We start from the raw sequence: 18,487 nt of genomic DNA on the forward strand, positions 1-18,487 counted from the left end.
CAGCCTCTTTTTAATTTTGTAAACTTTAGTATTAAAAACTAATTTTCTTCTTCAGGATTTTTTAATTCCAAAATATCTTCAGAATGTTGTTTTTTCATCCAATAAAGAGGAGGTTGTCTTTTATGATCATTTCTTTTGTTTTTATTAAGGTTTAAAATAATAGAAAACTCGTGCGATCCATTATTATAATTAGAAAGGTTATTTGTAATCGCATCGTAAGTATAACCAATTTTTAAATTGTCTGTCAATCTAAGTTGAAAAAGACCAGAGACAGATTCGTCAATTCTATGTGAGATACCAAATTCTAATTTATCAAGCCACAAAATACTAGCAGAAATATCTGTTGATAGCGGAGAATCATTTACCGCTCTTAACATAAAAGAAGGTCTCAGTTTAAATGAATCTCCTAAGTCAAACACATATCCAGAAGATATATAAAATATCATTTCATCTGAAGCACTAGAAACTACCGTACTGCTTTTATCGTAATGCTTGCTTTTTAGAATGTTTACGGTAGATAAGCTTGCAAAAAAGCGATCTGTATAGTAAAACACACCCGCTCCCATATTAGGGTTAAATTCATTAATGTTTTCACTAAACAAATCGTCATTTTCAATACCGAGCTCTAATAAATTTACATCTAGAAAACTACCTCCAGCTTTTAATCCAAAAGCAAGCGTGGAATTTTCATTTGGATAAATAGAATAGGAGAAATCTGCATAGATATCAGTTTCTTTTAATACAAACACTTTATCATTTACAATAGACAAACCTAAACCTACATTTTTACCAGTAGCTCCGTGAATTGATAAGGTCTGTGTTTCTGGACTACCAGCTTCACCAGCCCACTGACTACGAATGTTCGCAGTAGCAGTAAATAATCCATGGCTACCAGCGTAGGCAGGGTTGATTAAGCTAAAGTTGTTGTAGTATTGTGTGTATAATGGGTCTTGTTGTGCATTACTTTTTAAAATGATTAAAAAAGCACTTACAAATACGAATTGTTTAAATATATTTTTCATCTTAATTTTTCTTAATAATTGATGTATAACCAGCCTTTAACTATTTTACTTCCTCCATTAACACTTAACACATAAAAATATGGAGCTGCGGGTAATTTTTTAGATTTACCAGAAGATACGCCATCCCAATAATTTTGATAATTTTTGGATTCATAAACTATGTTTCCATATCTATTATAGATTTGAATACTGTTATTAGGATATTTATGAAGTCCTTTAATTATAAACTCATCATTAGTTCCATCTCCATTAGGAGAGAACCCTTTCGGTATTTCTAACTCACCACTATCACAAACATCTCCTATTCCATTACGGTCTAAATCCGCTTGATTCGCATTTGAAACTGTTGGACAATTATCTATGTCGTTATTTACGCCATCACCATCCAGATCATCATCACAACTATCTGCAATACCGTCATTATCTAAATCATCTGAAGTAAAAGTTATAATAGCCATTTCTGAAGCACTATTCCCCGCATTGTCAACAACTGTTAATGTTACTGTAGTATCGCCTAAAATAGGACAGTTAAATGTTGTTTTATCTAAACTCATAGTAGCTATTCCACAAGTATCAAAACTACCATCATCAATTTCATTAGCATCGATGGTTGCATTTCCATTACTGTCTAATTCAATAGAGATATTTTGTGTTATTACTATTGGTGCACTTATATCTTCAAGGGTAACTATGGTTGAACAAATACTTGTATTTCCACTTGTGTCTGTTACAGTTAGTGTAACGGTATTTTCGCCAATATCAGCACAGTCAAAAGTGTCTTTATCAATTGTTATAGAGGCAATTCCGCAATTATCTGTTGAACCGTTGTCTATTTGATCAACAGTAATACTTGCACTTCCAGTTTCATCTAATTGAATTGTAAAAGGAGCAGCACAATTAATTGTTGGGGCAATTAGTTCTTTAACAGTTACTATGGTTGTTGCATTTGTACTATTTCCATTTGTATCAGTTCCTATTAAGGTTACAGTGTTTTCACCAATATTTGAACAATTAAACGTTGTATTGTCAATTTCTAATGTTTGGATACTACAATTGTCAAACGAGCCATTGTCTATTTGGTCAGCAGTAATAGTAGCATTTCCATCAGTATCTAATTCAACTGTAATATTTTGAGTAATTAATGTTGGAGCAGTAGTATCTTCAATAGTAATAATTGCTGTTTTTGTTGAAACATTACCACTGGTATCAGTTGCTGTTAATGTTACAGTGTTTTCACCAATATTTGAGCAATTAAATGTTGTATTGTCAATTTCTAATGTTTCAATACTACAGTTGTCAAACGAGCCATTGTCTATTTGGTCTGCAGTAATAGTGGTATTTCCATCAGTATCTAATTCAACTGTAATATTTTGAGTAATTAATGTTGGAGCAGTAGTATCTTCAATAGTAATAATTGCTGTTTTTGTTGAAACATTACCACTGGTATCAGTTGCTGTTAATGTTACAGTATTTTCACCAATATTTGAACAATTAAATGTTGTATTGTCAATTTCTAATGTTTCAATATTACAGTTGTCAAACGAGCCATTGTCTATTTGGTTTGCAGTAATTGTCGCATTTCCATCAGCATCTAATTCAACGGTAACATCTTGTGTTATCACAGTTGGAGCAATAGTGTCTTCAATAGTTACAATGGCGGTTGCTATTGTGCTATTTCCACTAGCATCGGTTGCAGTTAAAGTAACCGTATTTTCTCCAAGGTTTGTACAATCAAATGTAGAGATGTCTAATTCCAAGGTGTCAATATTACAATTATCTGATGAACCGTTGTCTATTTGATCTGGGGTAATACTAACCATTCCTTCACTACCTACTTGTATTGTGATATTCTGAGTAACTACTGTTGGAGCAGTAGTATCTTCAATAGTAATAATTGCTGTTTTTGTTGAAACATTACCATTGGTATCAGTTGCTTTTAATGTTACGGTGTTTTCACCAATATTTGAACAATTAAATGTTGTATTGTCAATTTCTAATGTTTCGATACTACAGTTGTCAAATGAACCATTGTCTATTTGGTCTGCAGTAATAGTAGCATTTCCATCAGCATCTAATTGTATTGTAATGTTTTGAGTTAATACTGTTGATGAGATCGAATCTACAACAGTAACAGTAGCAAAACAACTGGATTTATTATTACTGGTATCTTTAACTATAAATTCAATAGTATTTTCTCCAATATGAGAGCAATCTAAAACCTGATCAATATAAGATAACCTAGTGCCAAATTTGAGACCGAGTATTGATATTTTACAATTATCGGTAGAACCATTGTCAAAATCATTTGGTGTTATAATAGCTTCTCCATTTTCATCTAATTGTACGGTAACGTCTTTTGTCAAAACTGTTGGAGGAATGTTATCTTCAACCGTTACTGTAGCAGTGCAATAGTCAGTATTACCAGTGCTATCTGTAATAGTTAGTGTAACTATGTGTTCTCCTATATCGGTACAAGAAAAAGTAGCATTATCTATTGCTAAACTTACGGGGCCATCTGGATCAAAGGATCCATTATCTATATCAGAAGGTAAAATTGTAACATTACCTGTAGCGTTTAATTGTGCTGTAAAATTTTGACAAATTGCTGTTGGCATTGAATCTACTACTAATACAACGTCATTTCCATCGCCACCGTCATATTTTACAAATACAAATTGACTGTTAAAAGGTATTGATGCATTGTTTGGAAGACCGCTAAAAGTTCCAATAACAGCATCAGTACCGTCATTATCGATAATTATAAATTCGTTAGCTTCTGGAAGGGTTCCAACAAAATTATTAACCATGGTTAAGGTTGCATCAGTTACATCTACTGTACCATTTACTACAATTTGGTCGTAATCTACTCCTGGAGTAGTTATATTGTTTATTTCAAATTCTGCCGTGTCTCCAGAACTTAATGTAAAGTTTCCATTAACAGTGACTTGTCCTGGCGATTGCCCTGGAGCAAGTATTCCATTAATAAAGGTATTTGAAGCATTGAATATTGCATATCCGGGTATTCCAGTTGGGGTATTAATTTTACCTAAGCTTGCTGTTGCGGTTATATCTCCTCCTGCTGAAATAGGACCTATAAGTGTGGTTATATTTATGGCTGGATTAATTAGAGCTGAACTTGTACCATTTAGTTGAATACTACCTCCAACACTTGTTATAGAGGTAGTATTATTAAGATAAAGCCCAATATTATTAGTTGTTCCATTACCTCCAGTACCGTTTATTTGTATAGAACCTGTGCCAGTTGCATTTATTAGAGAGCCAATATATGTTCCATAGTTATTTCCGCCTGCAGTTCCAGTAGAAATTCCATTAACTGTTATATTTCCATTCTCTGTACTTACTTCAGTTCCGTTGGTATTTATTTCCAAACCATAATTACCACCTGTTCCATTCCCACTTGTTCCATCTATAGTTATCGTTCCATTTCCAATTGTTGAAACCGTTGCTATATTTCTAATACTGGTTCCCAGATTAAAAGAACCTGTTGTTCCAGAATTACCGGTTCCAGAAATAAAAATATTTCCTCCATTGGAAGTTACCGAAACATAACCTTGTATTTCAACACCTCTGTTTTGTTGAACTCCTGTACCACCAGTACCTGTTATGTTTATAGACCCTGTTCCCATATTCCTTACTAATGCCAATGAAGAAATACTAACTCCTTGGTTAAAATTACCTGTACCATTTCCACCGGTACCAGTTAAAGAGATTTCACCAGCATTAGTCCTTACAATTGATGCATTTTGTATTGCAATTCCAAAATTATCATTATCACCAATTCCTCCAATTCCTTTAATATTAATAGAACCTCCTGCCAAATCTTCTACAGTAGCACCTTCAATAGATACTCCTTTATTATAACTTCCAGTAGAAGTATTATCAGCTGTTCCTTTAATAGTGATACCTCCACCATTAGACTGTACAAGACCAGTATTATCAAATAATACTACTCCTCGGGCCCAACTATCACTTTGACCTCCATTTCCAGTTAAAGAGATAGCACCATTTCCGCTAGTAATAATATCAACATCACCTATAGTTAGTAATCCCATATTGTCTCCATAACTACCAGATCCTCCAGTTCCTGTTACACTTATATTACCATCAACAGCATTTATACGTGTTCCGTTATTTAATCTTACACCTTGATTAAAGAAAGTTCCGTCTCCTCCAGTTCCTGTTAGAGCAATGGCTCCTGCTCCTGTATTTCCTATAGTAGCTTCATTTACTTCGATACCAAAGTTACTTGACCCAGACCCACCAATAGCACCTTGCCCTGTTATATCTATAGTGCCACTAGCTGCACTAATAGTTGTTCCCGAACCATTAATAAAAACCCCTCTATTTGAATCAGAGTTACCTCTTCCGTTACCTTCTAAAATAATAGAACCTGCGTTTGTTGTCCGTACCACGGAATTCCCTACTATTTGGATACCATCATTATAACTTAATCCATCTCCTCCCGTACCCGTTAAAGCAATATTTCCACTTGTGGTATCTTCTATAGTTGAACCTCCTTCAATAGATATACCATAATTTGCATCATTAGTACCATTTCCATTTCCAAGCATTGTAATTCCTCCGCTAGCTGTTATAGCATCAGCATTTAAAAAGACAATACCTTTATTAAAACTGATACCATTTGTAGCATTTCCTGTAATATCAATAGCTCCAGTTCCAGTTGATTGGATTAAAGCATCACCGATAATAGTAACACCTTCATTATTGTTTCCAGTACCGTTACCACCTGTTCCATTAAGGGAGATATCTCCATTTACTGAAGATATAGTTGCTCCTGCTCCTTTAAGGAGAATCCCTTGGTTAGCACTTACTCCTGCACTTCCTGTTCCAATTAGAGTGATTGTTCCACTATCTGTACTCTCAATAAATCCTCCATTTTCTAATTGAATACCATGATTATCATTTCCAGTTCCTGCTCCAATTCCTGTGAGCAATGTTCCTCCTCCATTGTTTCTTATTCCAGATCCAGCACCAGCGACTACAACACCTTTGTTAAAGTTTGTTCCTCCTGTTGCAGTTCCTAATAATTCAATTATTCCAGCAGATGATTCTACTATTGCCGCCCCGGTAATTGTAACACCTTCATTATTGTTTCCAGTACCATTTCCTCCAGTACCAGTTAAAGAGATTTCACCAGTTTGGGACTGTATTTTTGTATTAGTACCATCTAAAAATACTCCAATGTTAGTATTAATTCCACTACCTCCATTACCGTTCATACTAATACCTCCGGTTCCGGTTTGTATAACAGTTGACCCAGAGGAAATAAAAATACCTTGATTACTATTTCCTGTTGAAGTAGTACTCCCTGTCCCATTTATATAAATGCCACTGGCATAGGCATTGGTTACCGAACTATTTTCTAATATTGCAACTCCTCTATTTTCTTTTCCTAAACCACCAGCGACTCCATTTAGACGAATATCTCCTCCATTAGAAGTAACACTGGCCCCAAAACTAATTTGTACTCCATTATTTGAATTTTCTCCGGTACTTGCACCTGTACCATTAAAAGTAATGGCACCTGTGCCTGAAGTAATTACTTGTGCATTACCTTCTACCACAACGCCATAGTTAAAACTGTTCGTACCTAGGCTTTGTGCGGTTCCTGTAAATAAAATATTACCAGATCCAGTAGTTTCAACCATAGATCCATTCCATATTAAAACTCCATCATAGTCTCCTGAGGTATTTCCATTTGCTAATAGGGTAATATTTCCATTTTCAGCAGTTACAGAAGCAGCTGAGTTTATAATGATCTTAGAGTCACTAGTCATTGAAATGAAACCAGTTCCTGTGGTTGATATATCTTGTGCTACCGAAATAGCTAAAGCATTCACTGTAATATTTCCAGTGCCAACACTGGTTGGGTTGGTTTGAAAGTTTACATAATCGTCAACGCCACCATTTATAGTTAAATCGGCATCAAATGCGGCGTCAAGTCCTTGCATATTTATAATATCGGCTTGAGTACCTCCATTAATAGTTAATGAGTTAATTGGATTAGAAAACACCATAGATTCAAATGTGGCATTATTTGAATAAAACTGAATGGTTCCAGCAGTTGGATTATTTTCTAAAACTGCTTGGTTAGCACTGTTTGGTAGATTTAAAATCAAATTATTCGCAGTAGAGCCTGTCATATCTATAGGTTCTAAACCTGTATAATTAATTTGATTGCCATCTAATAAAATATTACCATCATTTCCATTAGTAAAATTACTGGTTACTGTATTAAAAGTACCTCCGCCTGTTACCTTTAAGATATCGCCAGGGTTAACGGAATTTTGATTTCCTCCGTTATAATTGATAGGAACTTGAAAGTTTCCACCAGAAAAATCTATGGTAAGGCTATCATCTCCATTTTCTGTATTAATATTAATAACTCCAGTTACCGAAGCAATCGGTACAAGAACATCGTTACCATCTTGAATAGCTCCTTGCCCTGCATAAATTGGTTTGTTTGGATCACTGATGCGATAATTTGCACCATTAACAATAATGGTTAGAGCATCATCTTTATCTTCAGAATCGGTATAAACTAAATTACCACTGGCATCTACTTCAACATGAGTAAGCGCTGTTGTATTGGTAAACTTTTTGGCAAAAGCACCGACACTATTGTATACAACAACAAGGTTTCCTGAACCATCAAACGCTAAGGAAGTATAATAAGCAGAACCTGCTGAAACACCGCCTGCAGATCCGACGTCAACCCAGTTAGTACCATCAAATTGCTTTACCATAGCTTTATATTCATTGCTTCTATCTTGGTAAACTACATAGGGTACATCCGAACTATCAAACGCTAAGGAAATATAATTTGCTATTCCTGCTGAAAAACTAGCAGATCCGACGTCAACCCAGTTAGTACCATCAAATTGCTTTACCGTAGCTTTATTTCCATTGCTTCCATCTTGGTAAACTGCATAGGGCACATCTGAACTATCAAACGCTATGGAAATAATATCGGCTTGACCTGCAGAAAAACCTGCAGATCCGACATCAACCCAGTTAGTACCATCAAATTGCTTTACTGTAGCTTTGCCTCCATTACCCCAATCTTGGTAAACTACATACGGTACATCCGAACCATCAAACGCTAAGGAAGTAAAATTAGCTTGACCTGCAGAAAAACCTGCAGATCCGACATCAACCCAGTTAGTACCATCAAATTGCTTTACCGTAGCTTTATATCCATTGCTTCCGTCTCGGTAAACTACATATGGTATATTCGAACTATTAAACGCTAAGGAAGTAAAATTAGCTTGCCCTGCAGAAAAACCTGCAGATCCGACGTCAACCCAGTTAGTGCCATCAAATTGCTTTACCGTAGCTTTTTCTCCATTGCTTCCGTCTCGGTAAACTACATAGGGTACATCCGAAGCATCAATAGCTATGGAAGTATTAGTAGCTACTCCTGCTGAAAAACCTGCAGACCCAACGTCAACCCAGTTAGTACCATCAAATTGCTGTACCGTAGCTTTATATCCATTTCCTTCATCTGAGTAAACTACATACGGTACATCCGAACCATCAAACGCTAAGGAAGTATAATAAGCAGAACCTGCTGAAAAACCGCCTCCAGATCCGACGTCAACCCAGTTAGTACCATCAAACTGCTGTACCGTAGCTTTATATCCATTACCCAAATCTTGGTAAACTACATAGGGTACATCCGAACCATCAATAGCTATGGAAGTATAACCTGTTATTCCTGCTGAAAAACCTGCAGATCCGACGTCAACCCAGTTAGTACCATCAAATTGCTTTACCGTAGCTTTATTTCCATTGCCTCCGTCTTTGTAAACTACATAAGGTACATCCGAACCATCAAACGCTAAGGAAGTATAACTTGCTATTCCTGCTGAAAAACCTGCAGATCCGACGTCAACCCAGTTTGTACCATCAAATTGCTTTACCGTAGCTTTGCCTCCATTGCTTCCGTCTTTGTAAACTACATATAGTAAATCCGAACCATCAATAGCTATGGAAGTATAACCTGTTATTCCTGCTGAAAAACCTGCAGATCCGACGTCAACCCAGTTAGTACCATCAAATTGCTTTACCGTAGCTTTATTTCCATTGCCTCCGTCTTTGTAAACTACATAAGGTACATCCGAACCATCAAACGCTAAGGAAGTATAACTTGCTATTCCTGCTGAAAAACCTGCAGATCCGACGTCAACCCAGTTTGTACCATCAAATTGCTTTACCGTAGCTTTATTTCCATTGCCTCCGTCTTTGTAAACTACATAAGGTACATCCGAACTATCAAACGCTAAGGAAGTAAAATCAGCTTGACCTGCTGAAAAACCTGCAGATCCGACGTCAACCCAGTTAGTACCATCAAATTGCTTTACCGTAGCTTTATATCCATTACCCCAATCTTTGTAAACTACATAGGGTACATCCGAACTATCAAACGCTAAGGAAATATAATAAGCATATCCTGCTGAAAAACCTGCAGATCCGACGTCAACCCAGTTAGTACCATCAAATTGCTTTACCGTAGCTTTATTTCCATTGGCTCCGTCTTGGTAAACTACATAAGGAACGCCAGAACCATCAATAGCTATGGAAGTATAACTAGCTTGTGCAGGCGAAGCTTGGTTGAAATCGTCTGGACCAAGAGCTTCCCATTCTTGAGAATACGATTGAATTGTGCAAAAAATAAATACGGAATAAAGTAATAACTTTTTCATAGGTAATGTAATTTTAATTAAATTATAATATTGTTGAATTTTATAGTAGTATGGTTAATACATTTTAAAAAATGTAATTTTTTCTATATAGCTAGTTTTATTATTTTAAAGTAGCCATATTTATTATCTGTTTTTTTAAATAAAAAACATAGTGCTTGTTTCACCAAAATGATGATGAATGGGGAACAATAAAATAATTTCTTATAGTTAATTTTTCTCCTATATAAGATGTGTGTATGTGAAATTCGCTATTTAAAAAGGTTAACCCTTTTACAATGTAAGGGGAGAATAATAATACAATTCCAAAGTTAGTAATTGCTGAATTTCGCATATACAACTTTCTAAAAACTGCGTTATTCATTATAGATTTGATTAGTTAGTTGCAGTAAATATAATAAAAATCCATTATAAAGTACATTTTTATTATACAAATCACATTTTAATGTAGTTTTATTAAAGAAAAAAGAGTAAATCATATTAAAGATTAAATAATCTTTAATTGGGGGTATTTATTTTTTAAGAGGAGGTTGTTTGTTTTGAGTAAAAATGATTTAAAGAATGTGAATTTGAGTTTTTTTTGAAGTTGAAAATCATTTTTTTGATACTAATTTTACTTGATAAATTATTATCAGACTATATACCAAATTCGGAGAAGTTAATTTTTATAGTATCGCTTGATATTTTTTTATTTAATTTTATACTTTAATTTATACAATCAATAATGAAAAAAATAGCAACACTAATTATTTTAACAATTTTGTTTTCTTGTAAAGAAGAGAAAGAAGCGCGTAAGCCAATAAAGCAAGTTACAGTTGAAGGAAAATTAACTGAAATGAATAAAAATTTAGATAAATATGTGTCATTTAAATTAACTTCAGATTTAAGTGTTTTAACCGAAAATCAGCAAAAAATGTTGCCATTATTAATAAAGGCTGCAGATAAAATGAATGCACTTTTTTGGTATCAAGCATATGGAGAAAAAGAAGAATTATTAGCTAGAATAGATGATGCTGAAACTAAAAAATTTGCTGAAATAAACTATGGACCTTGGGATCGGTTAAATGGAAATAAATCTTTTGTTGAAGAAATAGGAGAAAAGCCTCTAGGTGCAAATTATTATCCTGTAGATATGACAAAAGAAGAGTTTGAAGCCTTTTCCGATGTAAATAAATCTAGTTTATACACTTTTATAAGAAGAAATGAAGAAGGAAGTTTAAAAACTATATGGTATCACCAACAATTTGAAAAGGAAGTAAAAGAAGTTTCAAGCTTATTATTAGAAGCTTCAAAATTAGCTGAAAATGAAGGTCTTAAGAATTATTTAGAATTACGTGCACAAGCTTTTTTAAATGATGATTATCAGGCAAGTGATTTTGCTTGGATGGATATGAAAACAAATACGCTAGATATTGTTATTGGTCCTATTGAAACGTATGAAGATCAATTGTTTGGAAACAAAGCATCATACGAAGCATATGTGTTGATAAAAGATCAAGAATGGAGTAAAAAATTAGAAAAATTTGCACAGTTTTTACCAGAATTACAAAAAGGATTACCTGTTGATGAAGCATACAAAACAGAAACACCTGGTACAGATTCTGATTTAAATGCTTATGATGTTGTCTATTATGCTGGTGATTGTAATTCTGGAGGTAAAACCATAGCTATTAACCTTCCAAATGATGAAGAAGTTCAATTGCAAAAAGGAACAAGAAGATTACAACTAAAAAATGCAATGCGTGCAAAATTTGATAAAATATTAATTCCAATTGCTGATAAAATTATTGATGAAAGTCAACGTAAGCACATTACTTTCGATGCATTTTTTGCCAATACAATGTTTCATGAGGTTGCCCATGGTTTGGGAATAAAAAATACCATTAATGGTAAAGGAACAGTAAGGAGCTCTTTAAAAGAATTAGCTTCTGCATTAGAAGAGGGGAAAGCTGATATTTTAGGATTGTATATGGTGCAGCAATTACATAAAAAAGGAGAAATTGATGGAGATATAAAAGATTATATGACCACTTTTATGGCTGGAATTTTTAGATCTGTTCGTTTTGGTGCTTCAAGTGCACACGGAAAAGCAAATATGATTCGTTTTAATTTTTTCAAAGAAAAAGATGCATTTACAAAAAATGAAGATGGAACTTATAAAGTTAATTACGATAAAATGCAAACAGCTATGGAAGAGTTGTCAACTATTATTTTAACCTTACAAGGTAATGGAGATTATAACGGTGTTGCTAAATTAGTAGCTGAAAAAGGAATTATATCAGAAGATTTACAAAAGGATTTAGATCTGTTAAGTGAACAAAATATTCCTGTAGATGTTGTTTTTGAACAAGGTTTAACGGCTTTAGAATTACAAGAGTAACTAATTTTAAATCATAAAAAAAAGCCTCCAAATTGGAGGCTTTTTAGTTAAATTCAAAAGAATTTAATTTATTATTTAGGATCTAAAATAGCATCAATACGTTCTGTAATATCTTGTAAATGATATCTTGTAATTGTATTTGGAGCAGCATTAGCAACTCTTTTAGCATCTCTTTTAATTCTATTTAATTCACCTCTTACAATTGGAACAATATCCGATTGTTTTACAGTAACAGAAGAAGCGCCTCGTCCACTTTTTATATCATTAGCGTTCATTAAGCTTCCCAATTGTTCTATATGTGCTCTTTGTAAATTTCTTCTGTAAGTATCAATACTTCTTCCAGATTTTAATTCTGTCCAAATTCCATTTCTTAAGTCACTCATCATAGAAATTAAAGAATAAGCTTCTGAACCGTTTAAAGTTTCATTTTCAATCATTCGATTCATTCTGCTTAAATTTAAAATATTATTTAAGGTTCTAGATTGCATACCTGAAATAAGTTCCATATTACCAGAGTTCTCAGTTTTTCCAATAATTTCTTTATCAATTAACCAAGTAGGTGTTTCAAATAATTGGTCTATTACAAATTTCAAACTATTTTTTTGATGGTCTTTATCAACATGTGTATATACCAAACCTTCTTGATCTGAAGTTTTGTAATCTTCATAAACACCACCAATGTTTGAAGAAACGTGTCCCATATATCTGTTAAATTGCGAAATTACATGACCGTACATTTCAGATAAATCATCATAATTTTCACCTTTTTTAGAAGTCCAATCAACCAAATTTGTCATAATAATTTTCAAATTTGAAATACCATAAGCACTTGCTTTAATCGCGTCATCACCTAAATCTTCAGTTTGAGAGCTAGGGTCAATAACACTTCTTTGTTGTTTCCCAAATCTATATAGTGGATCACCAGCATGTTCTAAAATCCAACTATCTAAAATTTCTTTTTCATCTTCAGGAGTTTCTGCTTCTAAGATTGGACGGTATCCCCATTTCATTGAATATTTATCATATACACCAATGTTTGGCATCATTGCAACATCTTTATCTCCAGGTTGTGCAACGTAATTAAAACGTGCGTAATCCATAATTGAAGGAGCAGTACCATATTTTTTGGTAAAAGTAGCAGATCGTAAGGAATCTACTGGATACGCAGAGCTACTTCCCATATTGTGTGGTAAACCTAAAGTATGTCCTACTTCATGCGAAGACACAAATTTGATTAATTCTCCCATTACTTCGTCTTTAAATCCAACTTTTTGTGCTTCTGGATTTATTGCAGCTGTTTGCACAAAGAACCAACCTTGTAGTAAGCTCATTACGTTGTGATACCAGTTAATATCTGATTCTAAAATTTCACCCGATCTTGGGTCACTTACGTGCGGTCCGTTTGCATTTGGTATTGGAGATGCTAAATAACGTACTACAGAATAACGTACATCTTCAGGGCTCCATTCAGGGTCTTCTTCTTTAGTAGGTGCATCTTTTGCTATAATTGCATTTTTAAATCCAGCTGCTTCGAATGCTACTTGCCAATCTTCAATACCTTGCTTAATAAAAGGTCTCCATTTTTCTGGAGTAGCTCTATCTATATAGTAAACTATTTGTTTTTTTGGTTCAACTAATTCACCACGTTTAAATTTTTCAATATCTTCATCTTTAACTTCTAGTCTCCAACGATCTAAGTAAGTAACTCTTTCACTTTTTTGAGCTTCAGAACCATAATCTATTTGGCTAGAAGTAAACCAACCAACACGTTCGTCAAAAATTCTTCTTTTCATTGGTACTTTAGGAAGTAAAATCATAGAGTTACTCATTTCTACAGATACAGTTCCAGTGCTAGAGTTTGATGGAGGTGCACCTGCACTATATGTTTTTACATGTCTACTTTCAATATTTAAAGGATAACTTTTTATGCTATCAATAAAAGATTTTTGAGTATCTAGTCTTGTAATTTTGTAACCTTTTCGAACTCGATCAGGTAAGCCCAAAGCTTTTACGTCTGTTGCATACAAATCTGTAACATCTATAACGGTAGCTGTCTTATCTTCTGATATTGCTTTTATAGGAAACGTATATAGTACTGGTTCGAAGTTTGAATTTACAACAGCTTCGTGTACAGGTAAGTTTTCATCAGCTACAACGTTATGAGAAACAACTCTTAGTAAAATTTGTTTTCCTTTTTTTTGCCAACGTAATACTTTTGTATTTGCTTTTTGTCCTCCAAAACTATTGTTGTTAGAAGTGTTTTTTGCTATTCTAGTAACCATTAACATTTCTCTATTTAATAAAGAATCTGGGATTTCAAATAGGTATTTATCATCTACAAAATGGACTTTGAATAAACCTTCATCGGTTTTTGCATCTTTGGTAATTACTTTTCCGTAAGGAAGTATATCGCCTTTTTTGGACTTTGGTGTTGCAGCGGCACTAGCTTTAGCAGCAGCAGCTTCTTGTTCTTTTTTTTTCTTTCTCTGTGCATCAGCTTGAGAAGAAACACCCACTATTAATAAGAGTGTTAACAGTGTGGTAAAAAATTTGTGGGTCATGCGTTTTTTGTGATTAAAAATTAAGGGCCTAAATTATTAAACCTCAATATAAAATATCTTAAAAATTTGTTAAAGAAATTTTATGATCGTTGTTGTAGAGGTTTTTATGTTGTTAAAATTAATTAATTTATGTTAAATAATTAAAAAATATTTAATCACGATTATTTTTTTCTAATTGTTTCTGAATTTTTTTAATGGCGTTTTCAATTGGTTTTTCTGGTTCAATAACATTAAATTCACCCCAAAACTCTGGGTCTGAAAAGCCTTGAGCTTCATCGCTTAAAATTACAGATGGTTTTAACCGCTCTTTATATTTAATGGTATTGTCTGTAATTTTTTTCCAATTTGTAACTGCGGTTTCCATAATTATATTATATACAGAGTTAAATAGACGTTTGTCATAATCTATTTTAAATCCTAGTTCAATTCTGCTGTATCCAAAATGCCATTTTCCATTTTTTGTTCTGTAATTAATGTGGTAGGTAACCTCTGTAGGGATTACTGTTGCTTTATTAGGTTTTTTAACAACAAATAAACGACTGGCTTTTTGTTTGTCATCTAGATTTAAGTGAAATTTAGTGCTAATTAATGCATAGGTATTGGCATCAATATATAATTTACCATAGTAAAAAGGATCTTTAATATGTTTTTTTTGTTTAAAATTTACAACGTAAACAGGACGATTGTTAATTTTGGTGGAAGTGTCAAATTTGAAATCATATCTATCAAAAACAGTAGCTCCAAAAAAAGCAAATGTGTTTTTCATTACATCAATTTTTAAGGAACTTGAAGGACCTCCTTTTAATTTCATAGTAATGGTGTCTAGTTTATTATAATCGGTGCTTTTACGAGCCTTATAAAGTTTAATTAAATCGTTTTTAGATTTTATATACGATTGTTTGTTAATTTCAATTACAGCTTCAGAAAGCGAAACATAGCTTCTTCTTTTTTTAATAGTTTCTCTATAAAAAGCAGTCATAGATGTAGGGAAATCTAAATAATTGTTTTCCCTATTTTTAAGCATTTCACGTATTAGTGAATCTGCATCTTCAATGTTTATTTTAATTTCGGAAAGTTCTTCAATATGGGTGTCAAGTTTAATTACAATTTTGTCTTCATTTAAATTGTTAAAATCTATTATTTTACTTGTATACCCTAAAAAAGAAACTGTAACTTTATTAGTACTATAAATAGTTGGAATTTTTAATTGAAATTCACCTTGGGTATTTGTAATTGAACTTATGTTTGTGTTGTTAACCAAAAGGGTAGCGAAAATCAATGGTTTTTTTGTTTTGCTATCTATTACCTTTCCTTTAAACTGCTTAAATAATATTGAATCATTTACAATTAAATTATTTGAATAACTAGTATTTTGAAACCCAATTACAGCTATGAAAATAAAAGTAAAAACTCTATTAAATATTTTTTTAAGTAAAATGTTTTTGTTTCTCATAACTAGTTAGTTTAGTATTGGTTATACAAGTTAATGTTTTTTAAGCTATTTTTAAAATAAAAAATGTATTCCAACTTTGTTTAATACTTTTTTAAGTGTAAAGCTGGAATACATTAATATAGTTTATGCTATTGAGAGCCTAAGTTAAGGGTTTTAATTTTTTGAAACTGGAAAACCTCTATCTCTCATTAATGCATCTATTTTAGCATCTCTACCTCTAAATAGTCTGTAAGCATCTGCTGGGTCCATAGAGTTTCTAGGGGCAAATAAGTATTTTACCATTTTTTCGGCTAATTCTTTATCGTAAAATCCATTTGGAGCTTCTGCAAATGCTTCTGCTGCATCAGCTGTTAAAACATCAGCCCACATATATCCGTAATAAGCTGTTGCATAACCTTCACCTGAAAAAACATGTCCAAAATGTGGTGTTCTATGGCGCATAACTAATTCTTTAGGCATATCCATAGCTTCTAAAGTTTCTTTTTCAAAAGCATCAATATCTATATTTGTTGGATCTGCTAAATGAAGTTTCATATCCATTATAGCCGAAGCTAAATATTCTGTGGTTGCAAATCCTTGATTAAATGTAGCGGCTTTTTTAATTTTTTGAACTAAATTTTGAGGAATTGCTTCGCCAGTTTTATGATGCACTAAAAACTGATTGATTACTTTATCTGTAGATAACCAACGTTCTAGAACTTGCGATTGGAATTCGGTATAATCTCTAACTCCACCATTTAAAGTTGGGTATTTTACATTTGAAGAAAAGAAATGCAATGCATGTCCAAATTCGTGTAAAAATGTAGTTGCATCATCCCAAGAGACCAATAAAGCTTCACCTGCAGCAGGTTTAACAAAGTTAGAGTTATTAGAAGCTAATACCGTTTTTTCGCCATTAAAAGTAGTATGACTTCTGTAGGTTGTTGCCCAAGCTCCAGAACGTTTTCCAGGTCTTGCAAATGGGTCTAAATACCATAAGCCAATATGTTTTCCGGTAGTTTTATCTGTTACTTCCCAAACTTTTACATCTTCATGAAATACAGGAACGCTTCCTTCAGGAACAGGTGTAAAATTATAATTAAATAATTCGCTTGCTACAAAAAATAACGCTTCAGTTAATTTATCTAACTGTAAGTATTGCTTTACTTCGTCTGAATCTAAATTGTATTTTTGTTGACGCACTTTTTCTGCATAGAAACGGTAATCCCAAGGTTCTATAGTAATATTATCTCCATTTGCATTTGCAACTGCTTGCATATCTGCAACTTCTTCTTTAACTCTTGCAATGGCTGCTGGCCAAACTGCATTCATTAAATTCATAGCATTTTCAGGCGTTTTTGCCATTCTGTTTTGTAAACGCCAATCTCCAAAATTATCGTAACCTAATAATCCAACACGTTCTTTTCTAAGTTTTAGAATTTTAGCAACATTTTCATTATTATCAAATTCATCGGCATTATCACCTCTTGAGTAGTAGTTGTTCCAAACTTGTTTGCGCAATTGTCTTTCGGTTGAATAGGTTAAGAACGGATCCATGTAGGAGCGTGTATTTGGAACTGCATATTTTCCTTCTTGACCTTTGTCTGAGGCAATTTTAGCCATAGATTTTATCATCCCTTCAGATAAGCCACCTAATTGATCTTTAGTTAAATAAACTACGTAATTTTCTTCATCGGCTAAAATGTTATTAGAGAAATTAGTATATAATGAAGAAAGTTCTTTATTAATAGCAGCGTAACGTGCTTTTTTTTCAGCGTCTAATTCTGCGCCGTCCATTGCAAAACCTTCATAAATAAGTTGAATAACGCGTTGTTGGTCGGCTTCTAATGGAGTTTTTAAGGAGTTGTTATAAACGGTTTTAATACGTTTAAATAGTTCAGAATTTTGTGAGATTTTAGAATTGAATTCAGACATAATTGGAGCCATTTCACTTTGAATAGCTCTAAACTCTGGAGATGAAATATTTGAACTCCAAATTCCATAATATTTAAATACTCTGTCTAAGGCTTCTCCTGATTTTTCTAGAGGTACAATTGTGTTTTCGAATGTAGGAGCATCTGTATTTGCTGTAATTTCATCAATTTCTTGAAGTTTTAACTCCATACCTTTTTCAATTGCAGGTTTAATATCTGCAAGGTTCATTTTATCAAAAGCAGGTACACCTCCGTACGGTCCTGCCCATTCTTGTAATAATATATTAGTGTCTGTCATTTTTATTTTTGTATCCTTGTTGTTTATGCAACTTATTAGTACTACTGTTGTGCAAATACATAAAATGGTAGTAAATAGCGTTGTTTTTTTAATCATAATTGTTAATTGTTTATTAG

6 protein-coding genes are annotated in these 18,487 nt (G+C 33.1%); 1 reads left to right on the top strand and 5 read right to left on the bottom strand.

Features of this window, described 5'->3' with window-relative positions; all coding sequences use genetic code 11:
* Positions 1-38 precede the first annotated feature (38 nt).
* Positions 39-1,022 carry a type IX secretion system membrane protein PorP/SprF gene (locus MHL31_RS14245; RefSeq protein ID WP_240226619.1) on the bottom strand — a complete coding sequence of 328 codons (984 nt, stop codon included), beginning with the start codon at positions 1,020-1,022 and terminating at the stop codon, positions 39-41.
* A gap of 11 nt (positions 1,023-1,033) precedes the next feature.
* Positions 1,034-9,769: a gliding motility-associated C-terminal domain-containing protein gene (locus tag MHL31_RS14250; protein ID WP_240226620.1), complete on the bottom strand. Its 8,736-nt coding sequence runs from the start codon at positions 9,767-9,769 to the stop codon at positions 1,034-1,036.
* 721 nt (positions 9,770-10,490) lie between these two features.
* On the opposite strand from MHL31_RS14250, the gene MHL31_RS14255 reads away from it, so the two are divergent.
* Complete coding sequence (locus tag MHL31_RS14255) at positions 10,491-12,146, top strand: Zn-dependent hydrolase (RefSeq protein ID WP_240226621.1); 1,656 nt, start codon at positions 10,491-10,493, stop codon at positions 12,144-12,146.
* Positions 12,147-12,217: 71 nt separating this feature from the next.
* On the opposite strand, the gene MHL31_RS14260 is transcribed toward MHL31_RS14255, so the two are convergent.
* The 3 genes from MHL31_RS14260 to MHL31_RS14270 all read right to left on the bottom strand — a co-directional run bounded on the left by MHL31_RS14260 (position 12,218) and on the right by MHL31_RS14270 (position 18,371).
* Positions 12,218-14,707 carry a zinc-dependent metalloprotease gene (locus tag MHL31_RS14260; RefSeq protein WP_240226622.1) on the bottom strand — a complete coding sequence of 830 codons (2,490 nt, stop codon included), beginning with the start codon at positions 14,705-14,707 and terminating at the stop codon, positions 12,218-12,220.
* A gap of 151 nt (positions 14,708-14,858) precedes the next feature.
* Positions 14,859-16,160, bottom strand: a complete 1,302-nt coding sequence (locus MHL31_RS14265) for a carboxypeptidase-like regulatory domain-containing protein (protein ID WP_240226623.1) — start codon at positions 16,158-16,160, stop codon at positions 14,859-14,861.
* 153 nt (positions 16,161-16,313) lie between these two features.
* A complete protein-coding gene (locus MHL31_RS14270; protein WP_240226624.1) occupies positions 16,314-18,371 on the bottom strand; it encodes a M3 family metallopeptidase in 2,058 nt (685 codons plus the stop codon).
* Positions 18,372-18,487 lie beyond the last annotated feature (116 nt).

This window comes from Lutibacter sp. A80 (assembly GCF_022429645.1).
In the GTDB taxonomy this organism is placed as follows: Bacteria; Bacteroidota; Bacteroidia; order Flavobacteriales; family Flavobacteriaceae; genus Lutibacter.

What these genes read in the sequence shown, in the direction of transcription:
- MHL31_RS14255 (WP_240226621.1), top strand. Translation starts at nt 10,491, where the DNA reads ATGAAAAAAATAGCAACACTAATTATTTTAACAATTTTGTTTTCTTGT.
- MHL31_RS14270 (WP_240226624.1), bottom strand. Translation starts at nt 18,371, where the DNA reads ATGACAGACACTAATATATTATTACAAGAATGGGCAGGACCGTACGGA.
- MHL31_RS14250 (WP_240226620.1), bottom strand. Translation starts at nt 9,769, where the DNA reads ATGAAAAAGTTATTACTTTATTCCGTATTTATTTTTTGCACAATTCAA.
- MHL31_RS14260 (WP_240226622.1), bottom strand. Translation starts at nt 14,707, where the DNA reads ATGACCCACAAATTTTTTACCACACTGTTAACACTCTTATTAATAGTG.
- MHL31_RS14265 (WP_240226623.1), bottom strand. Translation starts at nt 16,160, where the DNA reads ATGAGAAACAAAAACATTTTACTTAAAAAAATATTTAATAGAGTTTTT.
- MHL31_RS14245 (WP_240226619.1), bottom strand. Translation starts at nt 1,022, where the DNA reads ATGAAAAATATATTTAAACAATTCGTATTTGTAAGTGCTTTTTTAATC.